The organism is Streptomyces sp. NPDC000345 (assembly GCF_042898825.1).
In the GTDB taxonomy this organism is placed as follows: domain Bacteria; phylum Actinomycetota; class Actinomycetes; order Streptomycetales; family Streptomycetaceae; genus Streptomyces.
Map to the genome: position 1 here is coordinate 461,365 of NZ_JBIAZE010000003.1, position 22,604 is coordinate 483,968.

21 protein-coding genes are annotated in these 22,604 nt (G+C 72.4%); 10 read left to right on the top strand and 11 right to left on the bottom strand.

All coding sequences use genetic code 11. From position 1 onward, the window contains the following. Positions 1-14 precede the first annotated feature (14 nt). Complete coding sequence (locus tag ACFY30_RS09605) at positions 15-404, bottom strand: VOC family protein (protein WP_390844586.1); 390 nt, start codon at positions 402-404, stop codon at positions 15-17. Positions 405-663: 259 nt separating this feature from the next. On the opposite strand from ACFY30_RS09605, the gene ACFY30_RS09610 reads away from it, so the two are divergent. Further along, a complete protein-coding gene (locus ACFY30_RS09610) occupies positions 664-939 on the top strand; it encodes a DUF1876 domain-containing protein (RefSeq protein ID WP_390844587.1) in 276 nt (91 codons plus the stop codon). A gap of 36 nt (positions 940-975) precedes the next feature. Here the strand turns inward: ACFY30_RS09610 and ACFY30_RS09615 are convergent, their stop codons facing one another. The 6 genes from ACFY30_RS09615 to ACFY30_RS09640 form a co-directional block, all read right to left on the bottom strand. Further along, positions 976-2,139 carry a serine hydrolase domain-containing protein gene (locus ACFY30_RS09615; protein ID WP_390844588.1) on the bottom strand — a complete coding sequence of 388 codons (1,164 nt, stop codon included), beginning with the start codon at positions 2,137-2,139 and terminating at the stop codon, positions 976-978. A gap of 81 nt (positions 2,140-2,220) precedes the next feature. Next, a complete protein-coding gene (locus ACFY30_RS09620) occupies positions 2,221-2,625 on the bottom strand; it encodes an organic hydroperoxide resistance protein (RefSeq protein WP_390659489.1) in 405 nt (134 codons plus the stop codon). Positions 2,626-2,795: 170 nt separating this feature from the next. Continuing rightward, positions 2,796-3,263 (bottom strand): MarR family winged helix-turn-helix transcriptional regulator, encoded by a 468-nt coding sequence (locus ACFY30_RS09625; protein WP_390844734.1) that lies wholly within the window; start codon positions 3,261-3,263, stop codon positions 2,796-2,798. 11 nt (positions 3,264-3,274) lie between these two features. Continuing rightward, complete coding sequence (locus ACFY30_RS09630; protein WP_390844589.1) at positions 3,275-4,036, bottom strand: energy-coupling factor ABC transporter ATP-binding protein; 762 nt, start codon at positions 4,034-4,036, stop codon at positions 3,275-3,277. Further along, a complete protein-coding gene (gene cbiQ / locus ACFY30_RS09635) occupies positions 4,024-4,821 on the bottom strand; it encodes a cobalt ECF transporter T component CbiQ (RefSeq protein WP_390844590.1) in 798 nt (265 codons plus the stop codon). Before cbiQ ends, ACFY30_RS09630 begins: the two co-directional genes overlap by 13 nt. Before the next feature lie 4 nt (positions 4,822-4,825). Then, complete coding sequence (locus ACFY30_RS09640; RefSeq protein ID WP_390844591.1) at positions 4,826-5,884, bottom strand: energy-coupling factor ABC transporter permease; 1,059 nt, start codon at positions 5,882-5,884, stop codon at positions 4,826-4,828. A gap of 214 nt (positions 5,885-6,098) precedes the next feature. On the opposite strand from ACFY30_RS09640, the gene ACFY30_RS09645 reads away from it, so the two are divergent. Beyond that, the gene (locus tag ACFY30_RS09645; protein ID WP_390844592.1) at positions 6,099-6,452 is read left to right on the top strand and encodes an SsgA family sporulation/cell division regulator; all 354 of its coding nucleotides are present in this window, start codon (positions 6,099-6,101) and stop codon (positions 6,450-6,452) included. Positions 6,453-6,462: 10 nt separating this feature from the next. Here the strand turns inward: ACFY30_RS09645 and ACFY30_RS09650 are convergent, their stop codons facing one another. The 3 genes from ACFY30_RS09650 to ACFY30_RS09660 all read right to left on the bottom strand — a co-directional run bounded on the left by ACFY30_RS09650 (position 6,463) and on the right by ACFY30_RS09660 (position 11,827). Further along, entirely contained in the window at positions 6,463-8,136 is a 1,674-nt protein-coding gene (locus tag ACFY30_RS09650; protein ID WP_390844593.1) for a penicillin-binding transpeptidase domain-containing protein, read from the bottom strand. 170 nt (positions 8,137-8,306) lie between these two features. After that, entirely contained in the window at positions 8,307-9,935 is a 1,629-nt protein-coding gene (locus ACFY30_RS09655) for a penicillin-binding transpeptidase domain-containing protein (RefSeq protein ID WP_390844594.1), read from the bottom strand. Between the two features lie 116 nt (positions 9,936-10,051). After that, the gene (locus ACFY30_RS09660; RefSeq protein ID WP_390844595.1) at positions 10,052-11,827 is read right to left on the bottom strand and encodes a dolichyl-phosphate-mannose--protein mannosyltransferase; all 1,776 of its coding nucleotides are present in this window, start codon (positions 11,825-11,827) and stop codon (positions 10,052-10,054) included. 63 nt (positions 11,828-11,890) lie between these two features. Between ACFY30_RS09660 and rsmI the strand changes: the two genes are divergently transcribed. The 6 genes from rsmI to ACFY30_RS09690 all read left to right on the top strand — a co-directional run bounded on the left by rsmI (position 11,891) and on the right by ACFY30_RS09690 (position 17,721). Further along, the gene (rsmI, locus tag ACFY30_RS09665; RefSeq protein ID WP_390844596.1) at positions 11,891-12,799 is read left to right on the top strand and encodes a 16S rRNA (cytidine(1402)-2'-O)-methyltransferase; all 909 of its coding nucleotides are present in this window, start codon (positions 11,891-11,893) and stop codon (positions 12,797-12,799) included. A 222-nt stretch (positions 12,800-13,021) separates the two neighbouring features. Next, a complete protein-coding gene (locus tag ACFY30_RS09670) occupies positions 13,022-13,432 on the top strand; it encodes a hypothetical protein (RefSeq protein ID WP_390844597.1) in 411 nt (136 codons plus the stop codon). Positions 13,433-13,479: 47 nt separating this feature from the next. Next, positions 13,480-14,379 carry a TatD family hydrolase gene (locus ACFY30_RS09675; RefSeq protein WP_390844598.1) on the top strand — a complete coding sequence of 300 codons (900 nt, stop codon included), beginning with the start codon at positions 13,480-13,482 and terminating at the stop codon, positions 14,377-14,379. 102 nt (positions 14,380-14,481) lie between these two features. Further along, positions 14,482-15,909, top strand: coding sequence for a ubiquitin-like domain-containing protein (locus ACFY30_RS09680; RefSeq protein WP_390844599.1), 1,428 nt, complete (start codon positions 14,482-14,484; stop codon positions 15,907-15,909). A 52-nt stretch (positions 15,910-15,961) separates the two neighbouring features. Next, the gene (gene rsmA / locus ACFY30_RS09685; protein ID WP_390844600.1) at positions 15,962-16,831 is read left to right on the top strand and encodes a 16S rRNA (adenine(1518)-N(6)/adenine(1519)-N(6))-dimethyltransferase RsmA; all 870 of its coding nucleotides are present in this window, start codon (positions 15,962-15,964) and stop codon (positions 16,829-16,831) included. Next, entirely contained in the window at positions 16,828-17,721 is an 894-nt protein-coding gene (locus ACFY30_RS09690) for a 4-(cytidine 5'-diphospho)-2-C-methyl-D-erythritol kinase (RefSeq protein WP_390844601.1), read from the top strand. Before rsmA ends, ACFY30_RS09690 begins: the two co-directional genes overlap by 4 nt. Before the next feature lie 13 nt (positions 17,722-17,734). Here the strand turns inward: ACFY30_RS09690 and ACFY30_RS09695 are convergent, their stop codons facing one another. Next, on the bottom strand, positions 17,735-18,328 hold the full coding sequence (locus ACFY30_RS09695; protein ID WP_390844735.1) for a Uma2 family endonuclease: 594 nt from the start codon (positions 18,326-18,328) through the stop codon (positions 17,735-17,737). 157 nt (positions 18,329-18,485) lie between these two features. Here ACFY30_RS09695 and ACFY30_RS09700 point away from each other — a divergent pair, with 157 nt between their 5' ends. Further along, the gene (locus tag ACFY30_RS09700) at positions 18,486-20,291 is read left to right on the top strand and encodes an ABC-F family ATP-binding cassette domain-containing protein (protein ID WP_390844602.1); all 1,806 of its coding nucleotides are present in this window, start codon (positions 18,486-18,488) and stop codon (positions 20,289-20,291) included. Between the two features lie 180 nt (positions 20,292-20,471). Beyond that, positions 20,472-22,226, top strand: a complete 1,755-nt coding sequence (locus ACFY30_RS09705) for a PQQ-binding-like beta-propeller repeat protein (protein WP_390844603.1) — start codon at positions 20,472-20,474, stop codon at positions 22,224-22,226. Positions 22,227-22,604 lie beyond the last annotated feature (378 nt).

A 22,604-nucleotide genomic window follows, 5' to 3' on the forward strand; every position in this document is an offset into this window, starting at 1 on the left:
CCGCCCCGCTGCCGCTACGGGCGGACGTACGGTCGCGTCATGATCTCCATGTTGTGGCCGTCAGGGTCGGGGAAGTACGCGCCCCGGCCGCCGAACAGCCGGTTGATCCGCCCGGGTTCGGTGTGGTGGGGGTCGGCGTAGTACGGCACGCCGACCGCCTCCAGCCGGGCGATCACGCCGTCGAACTCCTCCTCCGGCACGAGGAACGCGTAGTGCTGGGACTGGATCGGTTCGTCGCGCTTCTCGTGGTAGTCGAGGGTCACGCCGTTGCCGAGGTCCACGGGGAGGAAGGGGCCGAAGGGGGCGCCGACCGTGAGGCCGAGGACCGCCGCGAGGAACTCGGCCGACAGGTGGCGGTCGCTCGCGTGGACGGCGTGGTGGTCGAGCCGGACGGATGGGGTCATGTGAGCCGGTTTCTCCGTGTCTTGGATGCTGTCCTGGGATGTCGGAAGACGCGGAGGGGAACGGCGGGCCTCTCGCCCGCCCCGGGCTCACGCCGAGGCCGGGCGCCTCACTCGTGCGTGGCCCATGGCCGACCCGGCAGTCACCCGCCCGACGCTAGTGTCCGGCGCGTCCTCGCGGCAACCGTCTTTCCGGTCCGTATGGGTGCGGCCGGGCGTCCGGAGGAGCACCCTGGAAGCAGGAGTTCCGGAGGTGATCGACATGATGCACACCGCTGTGGGATGGCACGTCGAGCTGGAGTTCAAGGAGGACGACCAGCACACGAGCGCCGCCGCGCTGGTCCGGCTGCCCGACGGGAGCGAGGTACGGGCGCACGGGCGCGCCAGCCGTCACCGGATCGACGCCAACCAGCCCCGGGTCGGCGAGGAGATCGCGGGCGCCCGCGCACTCAACGAGCTGGCCATGGAGCTGCTGACCAAGGCCCACGAGGAGATCGACGACGCGTCGGGGCGGACGTCTCATCCCATCAACATGTAGAGGACGTCCCGGCCCCCGTACGGCGCGAGGCCCGGCTCAGCCGGCGATCGCCGCCCGTACCGCCCGCAGCAGCGCCTGCGCCCGCGGGTCCGCCGTCACGCTCGTCCGGAAGCCGTTGGTGACATAGCCGAAGGCGATGCCGGACTCGGGGTCGGCGAGGCCGAGGGCGCCGCCGCGGCCCGGGTGGCCGAAGGAGGCGGGGGAGAGCAGCGGGGACGCGCCGCCGTGCAGCATGTACCCGAGGCCGAACCGGGTGTTCACGACGAGCACCCGGTCGGGCCCCGCGGACTGCTCGGCGCGCGCCAGCTCGACCGTCTCCGGTGTGAACAGCCTTACCCCGCCCTCCACTTCGCCGATCAGCGCGGCGTAGAAGCGGGCCAGGCCGTCGGCGGTGGCGATGCCGTTGGAGGCGGGGAGGGCGGCCGCGCGGTAGGCGGGGTCGTTCTCGTCGGGCAGCGGGGTGATCGCGGCGAACGCGCGGCGGGTGAGGGAGCCGGGGTCGGCGTAGGCGTCGGTGACGGACTGCTTGGGGCGGGTCCGCAGGCCGCCGGGCCGCACCGGCGCGTCGACCTGTCCCACGCGCCCGACGCGCGCGCTCTGCGCCTGCGGCAGCCCGAGCCACAGGTCGGCCCCGACGGGGCCGGCGATCTCGTCGGCGATCCACTCCCCGATGCCCCGGCCCGTGGCCCGCCGCACCAGCTCGCCCGTCAGCCAGCTGTACGTCTGCGCGTGGTACCCGTGGCCGGTCCCCGGCTCCCACGCGGGCGTCTGCGCCGCGACCGCCGCCGCGCCGAGGTCGGGGTCGGCGGCCTCGGCGGGGGTCAGCGGCCGGTCGAGCACGGGCACGCCCGCGCGGTGCGCGAGCAGGTCCCGCACGAGCGTGCGCTCCTTGCCGGCCGCCTTGTACTGCGGCCAGTAGGTGCCGACGGGCGCGTCCAGGTCCAGGTGCCCGCGCTGGTGCAGCAGCAGGAGTACGGCGGCGGCGACGCCCTTGGTCGCGGACCGCACGACCTGCGCGGTGCCTCGCTCCCAGGGGGCCGTTCCGTCGACGTCCCCGGTCCCGCCCCACAAGTCGACGACCTTGCGTCCGTCCCGGTAGACGGCGACGGCGGCGCCCCGGTCCCCGAGCACCTCGAAGTTCCGTACGAACGCCTCCCGGACCGGCTCGAACCCCTCGGCCACCGCACCGTTCACGTCCACGCCCACGTTCGTACGTTCCTCTCGACTCGCCTTCGACCCTGGGGTCAACCTCGATGACGAGCCTGCGATTCCTGGGTTCCGCTAGCCGAGGATGATCGTTACATCGATGTTGCCGCGGGTGGCGTTCGAGTACGGGCACACCTGGTGGGCGGCGTCCACCAGCTTCTCGGCGAGGCCCTGGTCGAGGACGGGCAGGGACACGCTGAGGGCGACCGCCAGCCCGTAGCCCTTGCTCTTGTTCGGGCCGATCCCGACCTTCGCCGCCACCGTCGACCCGGTCAGGTCGTAGCCCGCCCGGTTGCCGACCAGGATCAGCGCGTTGTGGAAGCAGGAGCTGTAGCCGGCTGCGAAGAGCTGTTCCGGGTTGGTGCCGTTGCCGTCGCCGCCCAGCTCCGGCGGCATCGCCACCTTCAGCTCGATCTGGCCGTCCTGGCTGGTCACATACCCGTCGCGGCCGCCGTGGGCGGTCGCCTCGGCGACGTACATGATCTTCGTCGGACGGGTGTCGACGGCGGCGTTGTCGACGGCGGCGCCTTCGGTCACGGCGGGACCTCCCCCAGGAACTTTCCGGAATTACATCGTGCACAAGGTACCGGCCGGTAGGGATGTTGTGACCGGGCAGGGGGGTGGTAACCGTGGGTAACTTCGGGTCGGGGCTACCGGCCGCGGTCCGCCGCGGTGTGCGCCCGCTCCGCGAGCCCCCACAACTCCTCGCGCAACCGCGCCACCTCCGCCTCCTCCAGCCCCGTCGCCGTCAGCAGCGCACCGGGGACACGCGCCGCGCGCCCCTTCAGCTCCTCGCCACGCACGGTGCACGCCACGAGCACCGTGCGCTCGTCCCGCGCCGAGCGCTCCCGGCGCACCAGACCCGCCCCCTCCAGGCGCTTCAGCAGCGGCGACATCGTGCCGTAGTCGAGCCGCAGAGCCGCCGCGAGCTCCTTGACCGTCGTCTCGCCGTGCTCCCACAGCACCAGCAGGACGAGGTACTGCGGATAGGTGAGCCCCAGCTCGTCCAGGAGCGGCCGGTACGCGGCCGTCACCGCGCGCTGGGCCGCGTACAGCGCGAAGCACAGCTGCTCGTCGAGCAGCGGCGCACGCTCGCCCACCGGTTCTTCGTTGGTCACGCGCCCATTCGTCACGCGCCCATTGTCACGGAGCGGGGGTCGAACCCGAAGGGCAGCTCCAGACGGTGGGCGTTCATGAGGGTCTCGTCGGCCAGCAGTTCGCCCGTCCGGCCGTCCGCCGCGATCACGCCCTCGCTGAGGATCAGGGAGCGGGGGCACAGCTCCAGCGCGTACGGCAGGTCGTGGGTGACCATCAGGACCGTCACGTCCAACGAGCGCAGGATGTCGGCGAGTTCGCGGCGGGAGGCGGGGTCGAGGTTGGAGGACGGCTCGTCCAGGACGAGGATCTCCGGTTCCATGGCCAGCACCGTCGCGACGGCGACCCGGCGGCGCTGGCCGAAGGACAGGTGGTGCGGCGGGCGGTCCTTGAAGGCGGACATGCCGACCTGCGCCAGTGCCCGGTCCACCCGCTCCTCCAGCTCGGCGCCCTTCAGCCCGGCCGCCGCGGGGCCGAACGCGACGTCCTCGCGGACCGTCGGCATGAACAGCTGGTCGTCCGGGTCCTGGAAGACGATGCCGACCTTGCGCCGGATCTCGGCCATGTGCCGCTTGCCGACGGGCAGGCCGGCCACCGTGACGGTGCCCGCGCCGCCGGTCAGGATGCCGTTGAGATGCAGCACGAGGGTCGTCTTGCCGGCGCCGTTCGGCCCGAGCAGCGCGACCCGCTCCCCGCGCGCGACGGAGAAGTCCACGCCGAACAGGGCCTGGTGGCCGTCGGGGTAGGCGAAGGCGAGGCCGGAGACCTCCAGGGAAGCAGTACTCACAGGGCCCATCCCACCACGCAGACGACAAGGGCGGCGAACGGGAGGGCGAGGGCGTACGACCACTGCGCCCGGGACGCGGTCACCTCGTCGATCACCGGCATCGAACCGGCGTACCCCCGGCTCACCATGGCCAGGTGCACGCGCTCCCCGCGCTCGTAGGAGCGGATGAACAGCGCGCCCGCCGACTTCGCGAGCACACCCCAGTGCCGTACGCCCCGGGCCTCGAAACCGCGCGACTCGCGCGCGATCCGCATCCGCCGCATCTCGTCGGTGATGACATCGCCGTAGCGGATCATGAAGGACGCGATCTGCACGAGCAGCGGGGGCAGCTTCAGCCGCTGGAGGCCGAGCAGGAGTTCCCGCAGTTCCGTGGTGGCCGCGAGGAGTACGGAGGTGGCGACGCCCAGGGTGCCCTTGGCGAGGACGTTCCAGGCGCCCCAGAGACCGTTGACGCTCAGCGACAGCCCGAGGACGTCCACCCGTCCGCCCTCCGCCACGAACGGCATCAGCACGGCGAACGCGACGAACGGCACCTCGATCAGCAGCCGCTTCAGCAGGAAGCCGGCCGGCACGCGCGCGCGACGCGCGACGACGGCGAGCAGGACGGCGTACAGCCCGAACGCCCACATCGCCTCCCGGGGCGTGGAGACCACGACGACCACGAAGGCGAAGGCGGCGGCGAGCTTGGTGTGCGGCGGCAGGCCGTGCACGGGCGAGTGCCCCTGCCGGTAGAGCCTGTGGGCTCCCCCACGCTCGAATGCGCTCGCGCGGGAGGTACCCCCATCGGCACCCACGGCGTCAGACGTTCTCTGCGGCGGTGGGGGAGACGTCCGCCGCACGGCGCCTGCGCACCACCCAGAAGACGGTGCTGCCCGCGACGGCGGTCACGCCGACCCCGATCACGCCCGCGAGCCCGCCGGACAGCTGGGCGTCCGTCACGTCCTTGACGCCGTAGTCGGCCAGCGGGGAGTCGGAGGACGCGTGCTTCTCGGTCTTCCGGTCGATGCCCTGGTCGGCGGCGACCTTCTCCAGGCCGTCCGGGCTCGCGGAGGCGTAGAAGCTGACGAAGCCCGCCAGGACGAGGGAGGTGACGAGACCGGTCGCCCAGAGCGTGCCGCGGGAGGTGCGCGCCGCCACGGGCGCCGTGCGCGCCCCCTCGGCGGCGGGTACGTCGACGAGCGCGCCGTTCACCCGCAGCTTGAGCCTCTGCCGCAGGCCTCGCGCGCCGTACACGAGATCCGGCCGTACGGCGATCACGGCGCCCACCGTCAGCGCGGTGATCGCGGCCTCGCCGACGCCGATCAGCACATGCACGCCGACCATCGCGGTGGCGACCTTGCCGATCGCCACGTCGGTGGTGCCGCCGATCCAGTAGACGAAGGTGAACGCCACGGCCGCCGCGGGGACGGACAGCAGGGCGGCGACGAAGGACGCGACGGTGACGGACCTGCGGGTGCGCGGCAGCACCTTCACCAGGCCGCGGAAGACGGCGTACGCCACGACCGTCGTCACGATCGCCATGTCGGCGATGTTCACCCCGAGCGCGGTCAGGCCGCCGTCGGCGAAGAGGATGCCCTGCATCAGCAGGACCACGGACACGCACAGGACCCCGGTGAAGGGGCCCACGAGTATCGCGGCGAGCGCGCCGCCCAGCAGATGGCCGCTGGTGCCCGCCGCGACGGGGAAGTTCAGCATCTGCACGGCGAAGATGAACGCCGCCACCAGGCCCGCCAGGGGCGCCGTCCGCTCGTCGAGCTCACGGCGCGCGCCGCGCAGGCTCACGGCGATGGCGCCCGCGGCGACGACTCCGGTCACGGCGGAGGTCGGGGCGTTGATGAATCCGTCGGGTACGTGCACCGTTCGATGATAGTGGCTTAATGCGAACCGTTCGCAAGAGCGAGACGCTTGTGCGTGGTGCTCGGGGGTGTGCATGCCTCTTTCGCGCCCCCTCCGGGTATCGCACATGTGAGATACGCCTGCACGGAGGGGCGCATTCCGGAAAATATGCGACATTGGAGGGGGAGTGAACGCACAGCCTCCCCACAGCTCACGCAGGGTGAGAGGCGGTTCGATGTCTGTAGTCGAGCAGTACGCACGAGCCCACATCGTCACGGACGCGGACCTTGTCGAGGACGAGCGCGCGGCCGTCCCCGTGGTCCTGCGCTACGACCCCGACAACGACCCCCGCTCGGTGCGCGTCGGGCTTCCCGGCCGGCACGAGTGGACCTTCGAGCGCACCCTCCTCGAACAGGGCCTGCGCGCGCCCACCGGCACCGGAGAGGTGCGGGTGTGGCCGTGCGGCCGGGTACAGGCCGTGGTCGAGTTCCACTCCTCGCACGGCGTCTCCGTCGTCCAGTTCGAGTCCAAGACGCTCCTGCGCTTCCTGCGCCGCACGTACATGGCCGCGCAGCCGGTCACCCGCTGACCGTCGCGGCTCAGCCGCCCGTCCGCAGCAGGGACGCCACGATCGGGCCGGCCGTGTCGCCGCCGTGCCCGCCCGCCTGGACGACGCCCGCAGCCGCGAGGTCGCCGCGATACGCGGTGAACCAGCCGTTCGGCTTGGACTGCCCGTCGACCTCCGCCGAGCCCGTCTTGGCGCCGTAGTCGGGGCCGAGGCCGGACATCGCCTCGGCGGCGGTGCCGTACGCGGCGGTGTAGTTCATCAGCTCCCGCAGCTGCGACAGCGTGGACGCGGACATCGAGCGCGAGGCCGTGGCGAGGGTGCGGTCGTCGACCGACGGCGCGACCAGGTACGGCTGGTGGAAGGTGCCCGTCTTCACCGTCGCGGACACCGACGCCATGTTCAGCGGGTTCATCCGCACCCCGCCCTGCCCGATCAGCGAGGCCGCCATCTGGGCCGCCGACTGCACCGGCACCGAGCCGTCGAAACTGGGCACGCCGATCGCCCAGTTGTTCATCGACAGGCCGAACACCTGCTGCGCCTGCTTGGTCAGGCTGTCCTCGTCGAGCTTGCCGGCCTGGCTGATGAAGGCCGTGTTGCAGGAGCGGGCGAAGCTCGCCTTGAAGGTGCCGCCCTTGATCTGGAAGTCGTCGTCGTTGTGGAACTTCCAGCCGCCGTAGGTGAACGTCTTCGGGCACGGGTGCCCCTTGTCCGCCGACGCCAGGCCCTTCTCGATGAGCAGCGACGACGTGATGACCTTCATGGTGGAGCCGGGCGCCAGCGAGCCGTTGAAGGCCGTGTTGAAACCGTGGTTGGTGTTCGCCACCGCGAGGATCTCGCCGGTGGAGGGGCGCAGGACGACGACGGACGCGCGCGAGGACTTCGCGACCTGCCGCTCCGCGGCGGCCTGAAGGGCCGGGCTCAGCGTGGTCCGCACCTTGCCGGGGGTGCCCTTGCTGAGCTCCAGGAGGGTCTTGTCGGAGGACTTCTTCGCCTTCGACGCCTTGCCGCGCACCACGCGCAGCTCCACGCCCGCCGTACCGCCCGCCTTCTTGCCGTACTTCTCGCGCAGCCCGTCCAGCACGGTGCCCAGGGAGGGGTACTCGGCGGCGGTGATCTCACCGCCGTCCCGGTCGAGCGCGGTGACGGGCGGGTCGCCCGCCTCGCCGGTCACCAGGGTGTCGCCGTCGGCGAGATCGGGGTGCACCACGGACGCGTGCCAGTCGACCAGCGGCTTGCCGTCCTTCGCCCGCCGCACGACGGTCAGCGCGCTGTCGTACGAGATCGGCCTGCTGACCTTCTTGTAGGTCACCGTCCCCTTCACGGAGAAGGGGACCGTGTCGCCCGTACGGGTGCCCGCCGTGAGGGTGACGCCGGTGATGCGGGCCTCCTTGGTGTAGCCGGTGAGCAGGGCGGTGGCGGCCGTGGAGTCGTCGGTCACGGCGGCCGCCCGCGCCACCTTGCCCTGCTGCCAGGCCGTGAGGAACGTCCGCGCCGCGGTCGTGACCTCCGTCGCCGACAGCGGGCCGGTCTTCACCGCCGGCTTCTTCTCGGCCCGGGCCGCCGAACCGTCCTCGGCCGCCGCACCCCCGCCGTACAGCGCGTAGACACCGAGCCCGGCGCCGCCGACGACGACCGCGATCATGCCGCCGAGGACGACGGGCCGCCGCTTGCTGCGCCGCTCGTCGACGCGCCTTCTCTTGCCCACTGCTGATCCTCCGAGATCCCCAGGGGCACCCCGAGCCCCGCTGCCCTCGTTGCCCTCACTCACCCCAACGACGACAACCACCCTAGAGTCCCGTCCTGTGGGGGTGACGTCACGTGTGACGTCAGCCACCCAGCTGTTACAGGACTGAACCAGCGGCTCGGGGGGACACGTCACCCCGCGCGCAGCACCTGCGCGACGATCGGTCCGGAGGCGTCGACGCCGTGACCGCCGTCCTGGACCATGGCGGCGGCGGCCACGTCGTCGCGGTATCCGGTGAACCAGCTGTTGGACCTGGCCTGTCCGTCGACCTCGGCGGAGCCGGTCTTCGCGCCGATCTGGCCGCGGAGCCCGGACATCACGTCGGCGGCGGTGCCGCTGGTCGCGGTGCGGTTCATCATGGCGCGCAGTTGCGCCACGGTGCCGGCCGGCAGCCCGCGCGCCGTGGCCAGTTCACGGCCGTCGAGGCCGCGCGGCACGATCACCGGCTGCCGGAAGGCGCCCGTCATCGCGGTCGCCGTCACCGACGCCATGTTCAGCGGGTTCATCTGGACCTGGCCCTGCCCGATCAGGTTGGCCGCGGTGTCCGGGCCGCCGGAGGCCGGGACGGAGCCGTCGAAGGAGGGGATGCCGGTCTTCCAGTCGAGGCCGATCCCGAAGCGGTCCCTGGCCTCGTCGGTGAGCGACTCGACCTTCACCTCGTCGGCGAACTTCACGAAGGCCGTGTTGCAGGAGCGGGCGAAGCTCGCGGAGAGGGTGGCCTTCTCGTCGGGGGCCATGTCCTTGATGTTGTGGAAGGTCTGGCTCTGCCACACCGCCTCGGCCGGACAGGGCGCCGGTCCGTTCGCCGTGGTGATCCCGTTGTCGATGAGGGTGGCCGCACTGACGATCTTCATGGTGGAGCCGGGCGCCACCTCCCCGAGGAACGCCGCGTTCCAGCCGTCGGTCCGGTTGTTGGCGACCGCCAGCACCTCACCGGTGCTCGGCTTGACGGCCACCACCGAGGACTCGCCGTACTTGCGCACCGCCCGCTCCGCGGCCGCCTGCACGCGCGCGCTGAGCGTGGTGGGCAGCTTGCCGGCCTTGCCCTTCGACAGGGTCAGCAGCGCGGTGTCGGCGGCTTCCGGGGCGGCGTGGCGGATCGTCAGTTCGACACTGGGCGTGCCGCCCGCCTTGTCGCCGTACTTGGCGCGCAGTTCGTCCAGGATCGGCCCCAGGGAGGGGTACTTCTCCTTGGTCAGCACCTTGCCGTCGCGGTCCACCGCCTCGATCGGCGGTGTCGCGGAGTCGCCGGTGACCAGCGTGTCGTCCATGTCCTTCAGCTCGGGATGGACGACCGACGGCTCCCAGTCCACCAGCGCCTTCCCGGTGGTGATCCCCCGCACCACGGTCAGCCCGCTCTCGTAGGCGAGCGGCTTCGACTTCCCCCCGTACGACACCGTCGCCCTCACCGTGAACGGCACGCTGTCCCCGACCGCGGCCCCCGGTGTGATCTTCACCCCGGTGATGTGCGCGCTCGCGCCGTACGAGGTCAGCAGCGGCTCCGCCTTCCCGGCGTTGTTGGTGAGCGCGGCCGCCGCGGCGGCCTGTCCCTTCTCCCACGCCGCGAAGAACTTGGTGCTGGTCTCCTTCACCTCGGCGCCGCTCGGCGGGCCGGTCCGCCTGGGCGCGGGCCCCCCGCCCGACCCCGGACCGCCGCCTCCGCCCACCGCGCTCACGATGTTGAAGGCGCCGTAGCCGGCTCCGCCCACCATCACGGCGAACACCGTGCCGACTATCGCCGCCTTTGCCCCCTTGCGCATGTGCGAACCCTCCCCGTTGTGCCCTTACGGGCAGTTTCTGAACGTGTTCAGAAAGCTCTGGTCAGGCTCACAGTAAGCGGAAAGGGTGGCGCGCGGGACGGCAGTTTTCGGAATCGTTAGACCCAGGTGTCCAACCACATACGTGAACGCCAGTCGTCGATCGGGATGGCGGTGCCGGTGAACAGGGGCCAGAAGTAGATGAAGTTCCAGGCGATGAGCAGCACCAGGACGCCCGCGCCGGTCGCCCCCGCCACGCGCCGGGTGTCGCTCGAACCCGGTGGGCCGACGATCGCGCCGATCATCATCGCCACCGCCAGACACAGGAACGGCAGGAAGACGACGGCGTAGAAGAGGAAGATCGTGCGTTCCTGGTACATGAACCAGGGGAAGTAGCCGGCCGCGATGCCGCAGGCGATCGCGCCCGCGCGCCAGTCCCGGCGCAGCAGCCAGCGCCACAGCACGTACAGGACCGCGAAACAGGCCGCCCACCACAGGAGCGGGGTGCCGATCGCGAGGACCTCGCGCGCGCACTTCTCGCCCGCGTCCGCCGGACAGCCGTCCGTGCCGGGCGAGGGGGACTCGTAGAAGTACGAGACCGGGCGGCCCAGGACGAGCCAGCTCCACGGGTTCGACTGGTAGTTGTGCGGCGAGGTGAGGTGGGTGTGGAACTCGTACACCTCGTGCTCGTAGTGCCACAGGCTGCGCAGCCAGTCCGGGAACAGCCAGGTCCAGTTGCCGCCCTTGCCGTCGGTGGCCGCCCAGTTGCGGTAGTAGCCGCCCGACCCGTTGTCCGCGGAGAGGATCCAGCCCGTCCACGACACCAGGTAGGTGACCAGCGCGACCGGGACCGTGGCCAGGAACGTCAGGCCCGTGTCGTGCTTCAGCACCGCCGCGTACGGGTGGCGGGCGCCGGCCACCTTGCGCGAGCCGACGTCCCACAACAGCGTCATCAGGAGGAACGCGGCCATGATGTAGAGGCCGTTCCACTTCGTGCCGATGGCCAGGCCCAGCATCAGACCCGCCACCCAGCGCCACGGGCGCCAGCCCAGCCGCGTGGTCTCCGCGAGGTGCGCGTTCGGGCGGACCCGGCCGTCCACGTCCGGCGGGAGCGCCGCCGCCAGCCGTTCGCGCGCCTTGTCGCGGTCGACGACCAGCGCGCCGAACGCCGCCAGCACGAAGAACATCAGCACCCCGTCGAGCAGCGAGGTACGGCTCATCACGAAGTGCAGCCCGTCCACCGCCATCAGCGCGCCCGCGAGGCAGCCGAGGAAGGTGGAGCGGAAGACGCGGCGGCCGATCCGGCACAGCATCAGCACCGAGAGGGTCCCGAGCAACGCCGTCATGAACCGCCAGCCGAACGGGTCGAACCCGAAGATCAGCTCGCCCAGTCCGATCACGTACTTGCCGACGGGCGGATGCACGACGTACGCCGCGTCCGTCGGGACGGGCACGTGGCCGCCCGAGGAGAGGATGGCGTCGTTGGCGTTCTTGTCCCAGTTGACCTCGAACCCGCGGTGGACGAGAGCCCACGCGTCCTTGGCGTAGTACGTCTCGTCGAATATCACCCGCTTGGGGTTGCCCAGGTTCCAGAACCGCATCACGCCCGCCATCAGCGTGACCAGCAGCGGACCGCCCCAGCCCGACCAGCGCGTGATCCGGTCGGCCCACACGGGCGGCAGTCCGAGCGTCTGCCACAGCCGGGAGCCGGGCCGCGCGTACGGCGGCACCAGCCGCTCCCGCACGTCGCCCGCGGGCTCCGCCGTGTATCCGAAACGGCGCAGCCGCAGCTGCCACGACGACGGCCGCTGGTCGGACGCCTGGTCGTGCGCGGTCGGTGCGGGCCGGTGGTCAGTGGAGCCCGTGGAGTCCATGGAGGACGCGGTACTGGTCACCGCGCCATCGTAGGGAACAGGTCTGTGTGAGTCCCGTGCGTCGCCCCCTGCGAGGATGGAAACGTGACAGTTGCCCCCGGAAACCCGCCCGGATCCACGTTCGGAACCCACTCCGCGACCGCGCCCGGAGTCCTCGTTCTCGCCGGCACGCCCATCGGGGACGTGTCCGACGCACCGCCGCGGCTCGCCGAGGAACTGGCCGGTGCCGACGTCGTCGCCGCCGAGGACACCCGCAGGCTGCGCCGGCTGACGCAGGCGCTGGGGGTGACACCCAAGGGGCGCATCGTGTCGTACTTCGAGGGCAACGAGTCCGCCCGCACGCCCGAACTCGTCGAGGACCTGCTCGGCGGCGCCCGTGTGCTGCTCGTCACGGACGCGGGCATGCCGTCCGTCTCCGACCCCGGGTACCGGCTGGTCGCCGCGGCCGTCGAGCGGGACGTGCGGGTCACCGCCGTGCCCGGCCCGTCCGCCGTGCTCACCGCGCTCGCGCTGTCCGGGCTGCCCGTCGACCGCTTCTGCTTCGAGGGCTTCCTGCCGCGGAAGGCGGGGGAGCGGCTGTCGCGGCTGCGGGAGGTCGCCGGGGAGCGGCGCACCCTCGTGTACTTCGAGGCCCCGCACCGGCTCGACGACACGCTCGCCGCGATGGCCGAGGTGTTCGGCGCGGACCGGCGCGCCGCCGTGTGCCGGGAACTGACCAAGACGTACGAGGAGGTCAGGCGCGGGCCGCTCGGCGAGCTGGCGCAGTGGGCGGCGGAGGGCGTGCGCGGCGAGATCACCGTCGTCGTCTCCGGCGCGCCCGAGCGCGGACCCGAGGAGCTCGACGCGGCGGAACTGGTGCGGCGGGTGCGGGTGCGCGAGGAGGCCGGCGAGCGCCGCAAGGAGGCCATCGCGGCGGTCGCGGCGGAGTCGGGGCTGCCCAAGCGGGAGGTGTTCGACGCGGTGGTGGCGGCGAAGAACGCGGGGAAGCTGTGACGTGGGTCAACAGGGGGCCGTGAAGGGACTCACACCCCCTCTGAGCAGGGCGCATGTCGTATGAGCATGCGCCCCATGTGCGGGCAAAGACGGCCGGGCGTCAGGGCAAGGGACGTCCAAATCGGGTTCAATAGTGCACAGGTCGGGTGCATTCGCTCCGGGCGAGGCGTCCACTGGGGTGCGGGACTTGAGCGTCCCTCCAGCGGACAACAGGAGCTGGCCATGAGTGAGATCACAGGGCACACCGGCCTTCGCAACGGGGCGACCGCCGTGGTCAACGAGTCGTATTCCTTCGCCTGCATGCGCTGCGGGCACGGCTGGGAACAGTCGTACGAGATAGAGCATCACCTCGACGCGGACGGCCTCGAGTTCGTGCGGTACGTGGCGGACGGCCGGGTCGTGCCGTCCCCGCTGAGCCGCCCCGCGTGCCAGAACTGCGACGGGCACGTCGTGCGCATCATGCGGGCCGGACAGGTCTCGTCGGTCCTCGGCGCGGCCCGGCGCACGCACCCGACGCCCCCGGCGGGCCCGGTTCAGGCGCCGGTGCCGGCGGCCGGGGAGCAGCAGCCGAAGGAGCCGCACCACTGGCACCTGTCGGATCTCCTGCACCCCTTCCACCGCAAGGCGGGCTGAGCGCGACGCCCGCCGGGCGAGGTGCGCTCCTTCCGTAGGATCGGAGCATGCCTTCCCACAGCTCCGCCCGGCCCGGCCGGCAGGACAAGAACGCCGCTCCGCCCCTGCCGGCCCCCCTGCGGGTGCCGGTCGCCGACTCCCACACCCACCTCGACATGCAATCCGGCACGGTGGAGGAGGGCCTCGCGAAGGCCGCGTCGGTCGGGGTGACGACGGTCGTGCAGGTGGGCTGTGACATCAAGGGCTCGCAGTGGGCCGCGGAGACGGCCGCCGCGTACGAGAACGTCCACGCGGCGGTCGCCCTGCACCCCAACGAGGCCCCGCGGATCGTGCACGGCGACCCCGACGGCTGGTCCCGGCAGGGCGCGCGCGAGCCGGGGGGAGCGGCGGCGCTCGACGAGGCGCTCGCCGAGATCGACCGGCTCGCGGCGCTCGCGCAGGTCAGGGGCGTCGGCGAGACCGGCCTCGACTACTTCCGCACCGGCCCCGGGGGCAAGGAGGCGCAGGAGCGTTCCTTCCGCGCCCACATCGAGATCGCCAAGCGGCACGGCAAGGCGCTGGTCATCCACGACCGCGACGCCCACGCGGACGTCCTGCGCGTCCTGAAGGAGGAGGGCGCCCCCGAGCGCACCGTCTTCCACTGCTACTCCGGCGACGCCGAGATGGCGGAGATCTGTGCCCGCGCCGGGTACTTCATGTCCTTCGCCGGCAACGTCACCTTCAAGAACGCCCAGCACCTGCGCGACGCCCTCGCCGTCGCCCCGCTGGAGCTGGTCCTGGTGGAGACCGACGCCCCCTTCCTCACCCCGGCGCCCTACCGGGGACGGCCCAACGCGCCGTACCTGGTCCCCGTCACCGTGCGCGCGATGGCCGCCGTACGGGGAGTCGACGAGGACACGCTGGCCACGGCCCTCGCCGCCAACACCGCACGGGCGTTCGGCTACTGACGCACCGAACACACTCTGGGTAGCCGCGTCGCTTTGGAGAGTGACTGAGGCTCCGCTAGGTTCTGGGGGCCCGATCCGGACCCACCCCTGGAGCGTGTCGGCGTGAGCAACGCGCAGTACCTCGACCACGAGACCCACGGCGGCGGTGGACCGTACGTGGACCTGCACAGCGCCGAGACGCTCGCCTACGGCGTGTACGCGGCGCCCGGGGCGTACGCCGACACCTACCGGCCCGCGTACGAAGAGGAGCCGGCCCCCCTCCCGCCGCCGCCTCCGCTTCCGCCGCCGCCCCCGACCCCGTCCCCGTCCCCGACCCCGTCCACGCCCGCGACGCTCCAGCTCCCGACGCCGCTGCTGCCGCGGCAGGGCGCACCGGTGCCCCCGGGACCGGGCCGGCGGGCCGCGCGCCGGCGACGGGCACGGGCCGCCGAGCGCCCCGGCTCCCCGCTGCGCCGCCTGCTGCCGCGGGCCCTCGTCGTCGCCTTCCTGGCCGGCGGCACCACCGCCTTCGTCGCCGAGGACAAGGCGGTGGAGCTGACCGTCGACGGCAAGGAGCGCACCCTGCACACCTTCGCCGACGACGTGACCGAACTGCTGGCCGAGGAGGGCGTGGCGCTGGGCCCGCACGACCTGGTGGCGCCCGCCCCGGGCTCGGCCCTGTCCAGCGGCGACGAGGTCGCGGTGCACTACGGGCGTCCCGTACGGCTCACCCTCGACGGACAGCGGCACCAGCTGTGGACGACGGCCCGCACGGTGGAGGCGGCGCTCGAACAGTTCGGGGTGCGCGCCGAGGGCGCCCACCTCTCCCTCGCCCGCACCCGGCGCATCGGCCGTGAGGGGCTCACGCTGGACGTGCGCACCGAGCGCTCCGTGACGGTCATGGCCGACGGCCGGGCCCGCACCATCCGCACCAACGCCGCGACCGTGCGCGAGGTGGTCGAGGAGGCCGGGATCACCCTGCGCGGCCAGGACACCACCTCCGTGGCGCCCGGCAGCTTCCCGCGCGACGGGCAGACGGTGACGGTGCTGCGGATCACCGGCACCAAGGAGGTGCACGAGGAGCCGGTCCCGTTCCACGTGCGGCGCACCGACGACCCCTACCTCTTCCGGGGCACGGAGGTCGTGGAGCAGGCCGGCCGGCCGGGGCTGCGGCGGGTCACGTACTCCCTGCGCACCGTCAACGGCGTGCGGCAGAAGCCGCGGCGGGTCAGGGCCGAGGTCGTGCGCGCGCCGCGTCCGCAGGTGGTGAAGGTCGGCACCAAACCGCTGCCGACGTCCGTGCGGGGCACCGACGGCCTCGACTGGCAGGGCCTCGCGGCCTGCGAGTCCGGCGGCCGCCCCGACGCGGTCGACTCCTCCGGCACGTACGGCGGGCTGTACCAGTTCGACACCCGCACCTGGCACAGCCTCGGCGGCACCGGCCGCCCCCAGGACGCCCCGGCGGCGGAACAGACGTACCGCGCGAAGAAGCTGTACGTCCGGCGGGGGGCGAGCCCCTGGCCGCACTGCGGGGCACACCTGTACCGATGAGGGGCACACCGGCACGGACGAACGGCCGACCGCCGCCCCGTACCCTTGTCCCGTGAGCAGCCCCACCCCCGACGCCCTCCTGGGTCCCGCCGACATCCGTGAACTCGCGGCGGTCCTCGGCGTACGCCCCACCAAGCAGCGCGGCCAGAACTTCGTGATCGACGCGAACACGGTCCGCCGGATCGTCCGCACCGCGCGGGTGCGCCCCGACGACGTGGTCGTCGAGGTGGGGCCGGGGCTCGGATCCCTCACACTCGCGCTCCTCGAGGTCGCCGACCGGGTCACGGCCGTCGAGATCGACGACGTCCTGGCCGCCGCCCTGCCCGCCACGATCACGGCGCGCATGCCGGAGCGCGCGGAGCGCTTCGCGCTGGTGCACTCCGACGCGATGCACGTGAGCGGGCTGCCGGGCCCCGCCCCGACCGCGCTGGTCGCGAACCTGCCGTACAACGTGGCCGTGCCCGTGCTGCTGCACATGCTCGACACCTTCCCGAGCATCGAGCGCACCCTCGTCATGGTCCAGGCGGAGGTCGCCGACCGCCTCGCCGCCGCACCCGGCTCGAAGGTGTACGGGGTGCCGTCCGTGAAGGCCAACTGGTACGCCGAGGTCAAGCGGGCCGGTGCCATCGGCCGCAACGTCTTCTGGCCGGCCCCGAACGTCGACAGCGGGCTCGTCTCGCTCACCCGCAGGACCGAGCCGATCAGGACCACGGCGTCGAAGCGCGAGGTCTTCGGCGTCGTCGACGCGGCGTTCGCGCAGCGGCGCAAGACGCTGCGCGCCGCGCTGGCCGGGTGGGCCGGGTCGGCCGCCGCGGCCGAGGCGGCGCTGGTCGCCGCCGGGGTGTCCCCGCAGGCACGCGGCGAGTCGCTCACCGTCGAGGAGTTCGCCCGGATCGCCGAGAACAAGGAGACCGCCGCGTGAGCGTCACCGTGCGCGTGCCCGCCAAGGTCAACGTCCAGCTCGCGGTGGGCGCCGCGCGCGCGGACGGCTTCCACGACCTGGCGAACGTGTTCCTCGCGGTCGGTCTGTACGACGAGGTCACCGTCACCCCGGCCGACGAACTCCGGGTCACCTGCGCGGGCCCCGACGCCGCCCAGGTCCCCCTGGACCGCACCAACCTGGCCGCCCGCGCGGCGCTCGCCCTCGCCGAGCGGTACGACCGTGACGCCCGCGTCCACCTCCACATCGCCAAGGACATCCCGGTCGCCGGCGGCATGGCGGGCGGCAGCGCGGACGGCGCGGGCGCGCTGCTGGCCTGCGACGCGCTGTGGGGCACGGGTGCCCCCCGCGACGAACTCCTCGACATCTGCGCCGAGCTGGGCAGTGACGTCCCGTTCAGCCTGGTCGGCGGGGCGGCCCTCGGCACCGGGCGCGGCGAGAAGCTGACCCCGCTGGAGGTGGGCGGCACCTTCCACTGGGTGTTCGCGATGGCGGAGCGCGGGCTGTCGACGCCGGCCGTGTTCCGTGAGTTCGACCGCCTCGGCGAGGGCCTGGACATCCCCGAGCCGGTCGCCTCCGAGGCCCTCCTCGACGCGCTGGCCGCGGGTGACCCCGACGCGCTCGCGGCCACGGTCTCCAACGACCTCCAGCCGGCCGCCCTGTCCCTGTTCCCGGAACTGGCCGACACGCTGGCGGCGGGGCGGGGGGCGGGCGCGCTGGCCGCGCTGGTCTCCGGCTCCGGCCCGACGACGGCCTTCCTCGTCCGCGATCCGGGGGCGGGGGAGACGGTGGCCGACGCCCTGCGCGCCTCCGGCACCTGCCGCACGGTCCGCGTGGCGACGGCGCCGGCGGCGGGGGCGGGGGTGGTCTGAGGAGCCGCCCCGCTCAGAGCCCGTCGATGGCGGTCAGGTCGATGTCGATGTCGTACGGCACGCTGAGCTTCACGTGGTCGTGGTAGATGCCGGTCAGCGCGTAGGTGCCGGTGGCCTCGCCGCGTTCGTAGACCTGGACGGCCGGCTGGTCGTCCTGGCCTGCCATCTCGACCAGCCAGAAGTGCGGGATGCCCGCCGCCGCGTACTTCTGCGGTTTGGCGTTGGTGTCGCGGGCCTCGGAATCGGGGGACACGACTTCGATGGCGAGCAGCACGTCGGCGACTTTGTAGCACGTCTGATCCCGGCTCTTGACCGCTTCTGCGCGGACCACGGAGATGTCCGGCTCCGGGCCGTTGCGGCGGTCGATGACGACGGTCATCTCCCGGCGGACTTTCAGCTCAGGTGGTGCTGTGCGGCGCAACGCGTTCACCAGCAGGTCGACGACAATGCTGTGGAAGTCCCGCTGGGCACTCACGAAAACCAGGCTCCCGTCGATCAACTCCGTGTGCGGCGGGAGATCCGGCAGCGTGAACAGGTCGTCCACGGTGTAGCCGTCCTGCGGCGGCACCGGCCACTGGGCGCGGTGCTGTACGGACTCGGCGGTCATGGTTCCTCCCATGGACGGGATCCTGCTGCCTGCTCTCAACGGTAGCGGCCCGTTCTCGGCCACGTCATCACAAAGAGTGACGAACCCCTCGCGCCCCGCCCCTCGCCCGGAAGGCCCTAGGCTAGAAGGCTGACCGACCCCCATGCGCAGGAGTGAAATGGCCGTCAACCTGGTCAATGTCGAGAACGTCAGCAAGGTGTACGGCACCCGTACCCTCCTCGACGGCATCTCGCTCGGCGTGTCCGAAGGAGACCGCATCGGGGTCGTGGGCCGCAACGGCGACGGCAAGACCACCCTGATCCGGATGCTCGCCAAGCTGGAGGAGGCCGACTCCGGCCGGGTCACCCACTCCGGCGGGCTGCGCCTGGGCGTCCTCACCCAGCACGACTCGCTCGACCCGGCCGCGACCGTGCGGCACGAGGTCATCCGGGACATGGCCGACCACGAGTGGGCCGGCAACGCCAAGATCAGGGACGTGCTGACGGGCCTCTTCGGCGGGCTCGACCTGCCCGGCTTCCCGCAGGGCCTCGACACGGTCATCGGGCCGCTCTCCGGCGGTGAGCGCCGCCGCATCGCGCTCGCCAAGCTGCTCATCGACGAGCAGGACCTGATCGTCCTCGACGAGCCGACCAACCACCTCGACGTCGAGGGCATCGCCTGGCTCGCCCGGCACCTCCAGGTCCGCCGTTCCGCGCTCGTCTGCGTCACCCACGACCGCTGGTTCCTCGACCAGGTCTGCACGCGCATGTGGGACGTCCAGCGCGGCGACGTCCACGAGTACGAGGGCGGCTACTCCGACTACGTCTTCGCCCGCGCGGAGCGTGAGCGCATCGCAGCCACCGAGGAGGTCAAGCGGCAGAACCTGGTCCGCAAGGAACTCGCCTGGCTGCGGCGCGGCGCCCCCGCGCGCACCTCCAAGCCGCGCTTCCGCGTCGAGGCGGCCAACGAGCTCATCGCGGACGTGCCGCCGCCCCGGGACAGCAGCGAGCTGATGAAGTTCGCCTCCTCGCGGCTCGGCAAGACCGTCTTCGACCTCGAGGACGTCACCGTCCAGGCCGGCCCCAAGGTGCTGCTCAAACACGTCACCTGGCAGCTCGGCCCGGGCGACCGCATCGGCCTGGTCGGCGTCAACGGCGCCGGCAAGACCTCCCTGCTGCGGGCCATGGCCGAGGCCGCGCGCACCGAGGGCGAGACGCAGCCCGCGGGCGGCCGGATCGCCGTCGGCAGGACCGTCAAGCTCGCCTACCTCTCCCAGGAGGTCGGCGAACTCGACCCGGACCTGCGGGTCCTGGAGGCCGTCCAGCGGGTGCGCGAGCGCGTCGACCTCGGCAAGGGGCGCGAGATGACCGCCGGCCAGCTGTGCGAGACGTTCGGCTTCAACAAGGAGAAGCAGTGGACGCCGGTCGGGGACCTGTCCGGCGGTGAGCGGCGCCGGCTGCAACTGCTGCGGCTCCTCATGGACGAGCCCAACGTCCTCTTCCTCGACGAGCCCACCAACGACCTCGACATCGAGACGCTGACCCAGCTGGAGGACGTCCTCGACGGCTGGCCCGGCTCGATGATCGTCATCTCCCACGACCGGTTCTTCGTCGAGCGCACCACCGACCGGGTCTACGCCCTCCTCGGCGACGCCACCCTGCGCATGCTCCCGCGCGGCATCGACGAGTACCTGGAGCGCAGGCAGCGCATGGAGGAGGCCGCGGCCGCCTCCGCCCCGGCGGCCGCGCCGAAGCCCGCACCGGAGCGCAGCGCCGCCGACCAGCGCGCCGCGAAGAAGGAACTCCAGCGGATCGAGCGGCAGTTGGACAAGATCTCCGAGCGGGAGTCCAAGCTGCACACCCAGATCGCCGACAACGCCACCGACTTCGCGAAGGTCGCCGAACTCGACGCCGGGCTGCGCGCGTTGGCGGGCGAGCGCGAGGAGCTGGAACTGCGGTGGCTGGAACTGGCCGAGGACGCATAGCCCTCAGGCGCACGCGGACGGGCGGCGCGCGCGCCGCGTGAAGGGGGCGTGAAGGCGCATAACGAGGCCATCACGGGCCGGTCCTCCCTTGGGAACAGGGCAGGATCCGGCCCGCTGTGCCGTCGGTGCCGAGTGATACAAAGGGCTGGCCAAAAATCAGTGACAAGGGGGAAGACGCTGATGGCCCAGCCGCCTGATCAGCCGCCGCAGCAGGGTGGTTTCGGAGCACCTCAGATGCCGCCCCAGCCGCCCGCCCAGCCGGGATACGGCTACCCGCAGCAGCCTGGACCGTTCGGCGCTCCGGCCGCACCGGGACCCTACGGACAGCCCCAGCAGCCGGGACCGTACGGACCACCGCAGCAGCCGGGGCCGTACGGGCAGCCCGCGCAGCCCGGACCGTACGGACAGCCCGCCGGTCCCTACGGCGGGCAGCCGGGCTACGGCTACCCGCCCGCCCCGCCGCAGTACCCCGGAGCCCCCGGCACCCCGCCCCCCGGCCCCGGCTCGCGCAACCCCTTCAAGGGGCGCACCGCGATGGTCGTCGGCGCCGCGGTCGCCGCGCTGCTGGTGATCGGCGGGACGGTGTTCGCCCTCACCGGCGGCGACGACGGCGGCAAGAAGCCGGTCGCCGGGCCCAGCGACGACAAGCCGAACGCGAGCGACAGCCCGGTCAACCCCGGTGACGGCAGCGGCGACGGCGGCACGGACGCGCAGGACCTGAACGCGGGCCGCAAGGCGGGCGAGGCGAAGGTGCTCTGGTACAAGGAGGCCCCGGACGCGCCCGCCGACGGCGCCGAGGCGCCCGGCATGTGGATCACGTCCAAGGCGGCGGTGAAGGCGGCGTACAAGGAGGTCGTCGCCTACGGCGTCGGCGACGGGAAGCCGGCCTGGGACCCGATCACGTTCCCGCAGAAGATCTGCGCGGTCACCCAGCAGAAGACCGCCGACGACAAGATCGTCGTCGCGTACATGAGCGGCGTCAGCGACCGCGCCCAGTGCGACAAGCTCCAGCAGATCGACCTCGCCACCGGCGCCAAGGGCTGGACCGTCGACGTCCCGGACGGCCAGCTCTTCGACAGCGTGGGCAGCAGCATCGGGCTGTCCCTCGCCGGCGACACGCTGATGGTGGGCCGCTCGCAGTCCGGCGTGGCGTACGACGTCCGCACCGGCAAGAAGCTGTACGACAAGCAGAAGTACGGCGACTCGTGCTTCCCGTCGGCGTTCGCGGGCGGCGCCCGGCTGGTCATGGTGTCGTCCTGCGCCGCCCTGAAGGCCGACGAGCACGACGAGCTCCAGGAGCTGGACCCGGCCACCGGCAAGGTCAAGTGGACCCAGAAGTTCGACAAGGGCTGGTCGGCCGAGCGGGTGTACTCCCTCGACCCGCTGGTCGTCTACAGCACCAACGACGACAAGAACACCTGGAACATCTCGACGTTCAAGGCCGACGGCTCCTTCCGCTCGCAGGTCGCCGTCGACGAGGACTTCGCCCCCCGGTGCGGCTGGGCCCTCTTCGACAGCGACCTCACCGGCTGCCTCGGCACGGCCACCGACACCGGCACCCTCTACCTGCCGACCGACGCGACCACCGGCGCCAACGAGATCGTCGCGATCAGCCTGGACACCGGCAAGGAGAAGTGGCGGGTGAAGTCGCCCACCGACGAGGCGATGGCGCCGCTGCGGACCGAGAGCGGCAAGCTCGTCGCCTACGTCGAGCCGTCGTCCGACGCGGGCGGCCGGGTGGTGTCGATCCCGACGAGCGGATCCGCCCACACCCCCACGACGCTGCTGCAGCTGCCCGAGAGCACGATCGACATCGAGGACGGCTTCTACGACGGCGACCGCGCCTGGGTCGACGACCGTCTGTACCTCTCCTCCACCCAGCTGACCGGCGAGGACGACGGGAAGGAGAAGCTGATGCTCGCCTACGGCAAGTGAGCCGGGCGAGCCGGGCGGACCGGCGGAAGCCGTCCGCGCCCGGCCGGATCCCCCCGACATCCCTTCCGTCCCGTCGTCCCCCGAGCATCCCGCCGAGGTAAACCACGCCATGACCCAGCCGCCGCCGCACCAGCCCCCGCAGGGGCCTCCCGGCACCCCCCAGGACCGCCCCCCGCACCCCCAGGGCACCTTCGGCCCACCCCCACAACCCCAGGACACCCCACCCCAGCCCTCCGCGCCGCAGGACACCCCACCGGCGAGCTCCACGCCCCAGGACACCCCGCCGGCGAGTTCCGCGCCCGAGGACACCCCGCCGGAGGGCTCCGCGCCCGAGGACACGCCACCCCCGGCCGCGCAGCCCTCGGCCGCGCAGCCCCA

Excerpts from the sequence above, each read along its gene's own strand:
- ACFY30_RS09670 (WP_390844597.1), top strand. The coding sequence starts at position 13,022 with ATGAGTGAGATCACAGGGCACACCGGCCTTCGCAACGGGGCGACCGCC.
- ACFY30_RS09630 (WP_390844589.1), bottom strand. The coding sequence starts at position 4,036 with ATGGGCCCTGTGAGTACTGCTTCCCTGGAGGTCTCCGGCCTCGCCTTC.
- ACFY30_RS09605 (WP_390844586.1), bottom strand. The coding sequence starts at position 404 with ATGACCCCATCCGTCCGGCTCGACCACCACGCCGTCCACGCGAGCGAC.
- ACFY30_RS09705 (WP_390844603.1), top strand. The coding sequence starts at position 20,472 with ATGGCCCAGCCGCCTGATCAGCCGCCGCAGCAGGGTGGTTTCGGAGCA.
- ACFY30_RS09655 (WP_390844594.1), bottom strand. The coding sequence starts at position 9,935 with ATGCGCAAGGGGGCAAAGGCGGCGATAGTCGGCACGGTGTTCGCCGTG.
- ACFY30_RS09700 (WP_390844602.1), top strand. The coding sequence starts at position 18,486 with ATGGCCGTCAACCTGGTCAATGTCGAGAACGTCAGCAAGGTGTACGGC.
- ACFY30_RS09620 (WP_390659489.1), bottom strand. The coding sequence starts at position 2,625 with ATGTACGTCGCCGAGGCGACCGCCCACGGCGGCCGCGACGGGTATGTG.
- ACFY30_RS09675 (WP_390844598.1), top strand. The coding sequence starts at position 13,480 with ATGCCTTCCCACAGCTCCGCCCGGCCCGGCCGGCAGGACAAGAACGCC.
- ACFY30_RS09610 (WP_390844587.1), top strand. The coding sequence starts at position 664 with ATGATGCACACCGCTGTGGGATGGCACGTCGAGCTGGAGTTCAAGGAG.
- ACFY30_RS09645 (WP_390844592.1), top strand. The coding sequence starts at position 6,099 with ATGTCTGTAGTCGAGCAGTACGCACGAGCCCACATCGTCACGGACGCG.
- ACFY30_RS09695 (WP_390844735.1), bottom strand. The coding sequence starts at position 18,328 with ATGACCGCCGAGTCCGTACAGCACCGCGCCCAGTGGCCGGTGCCGCCG.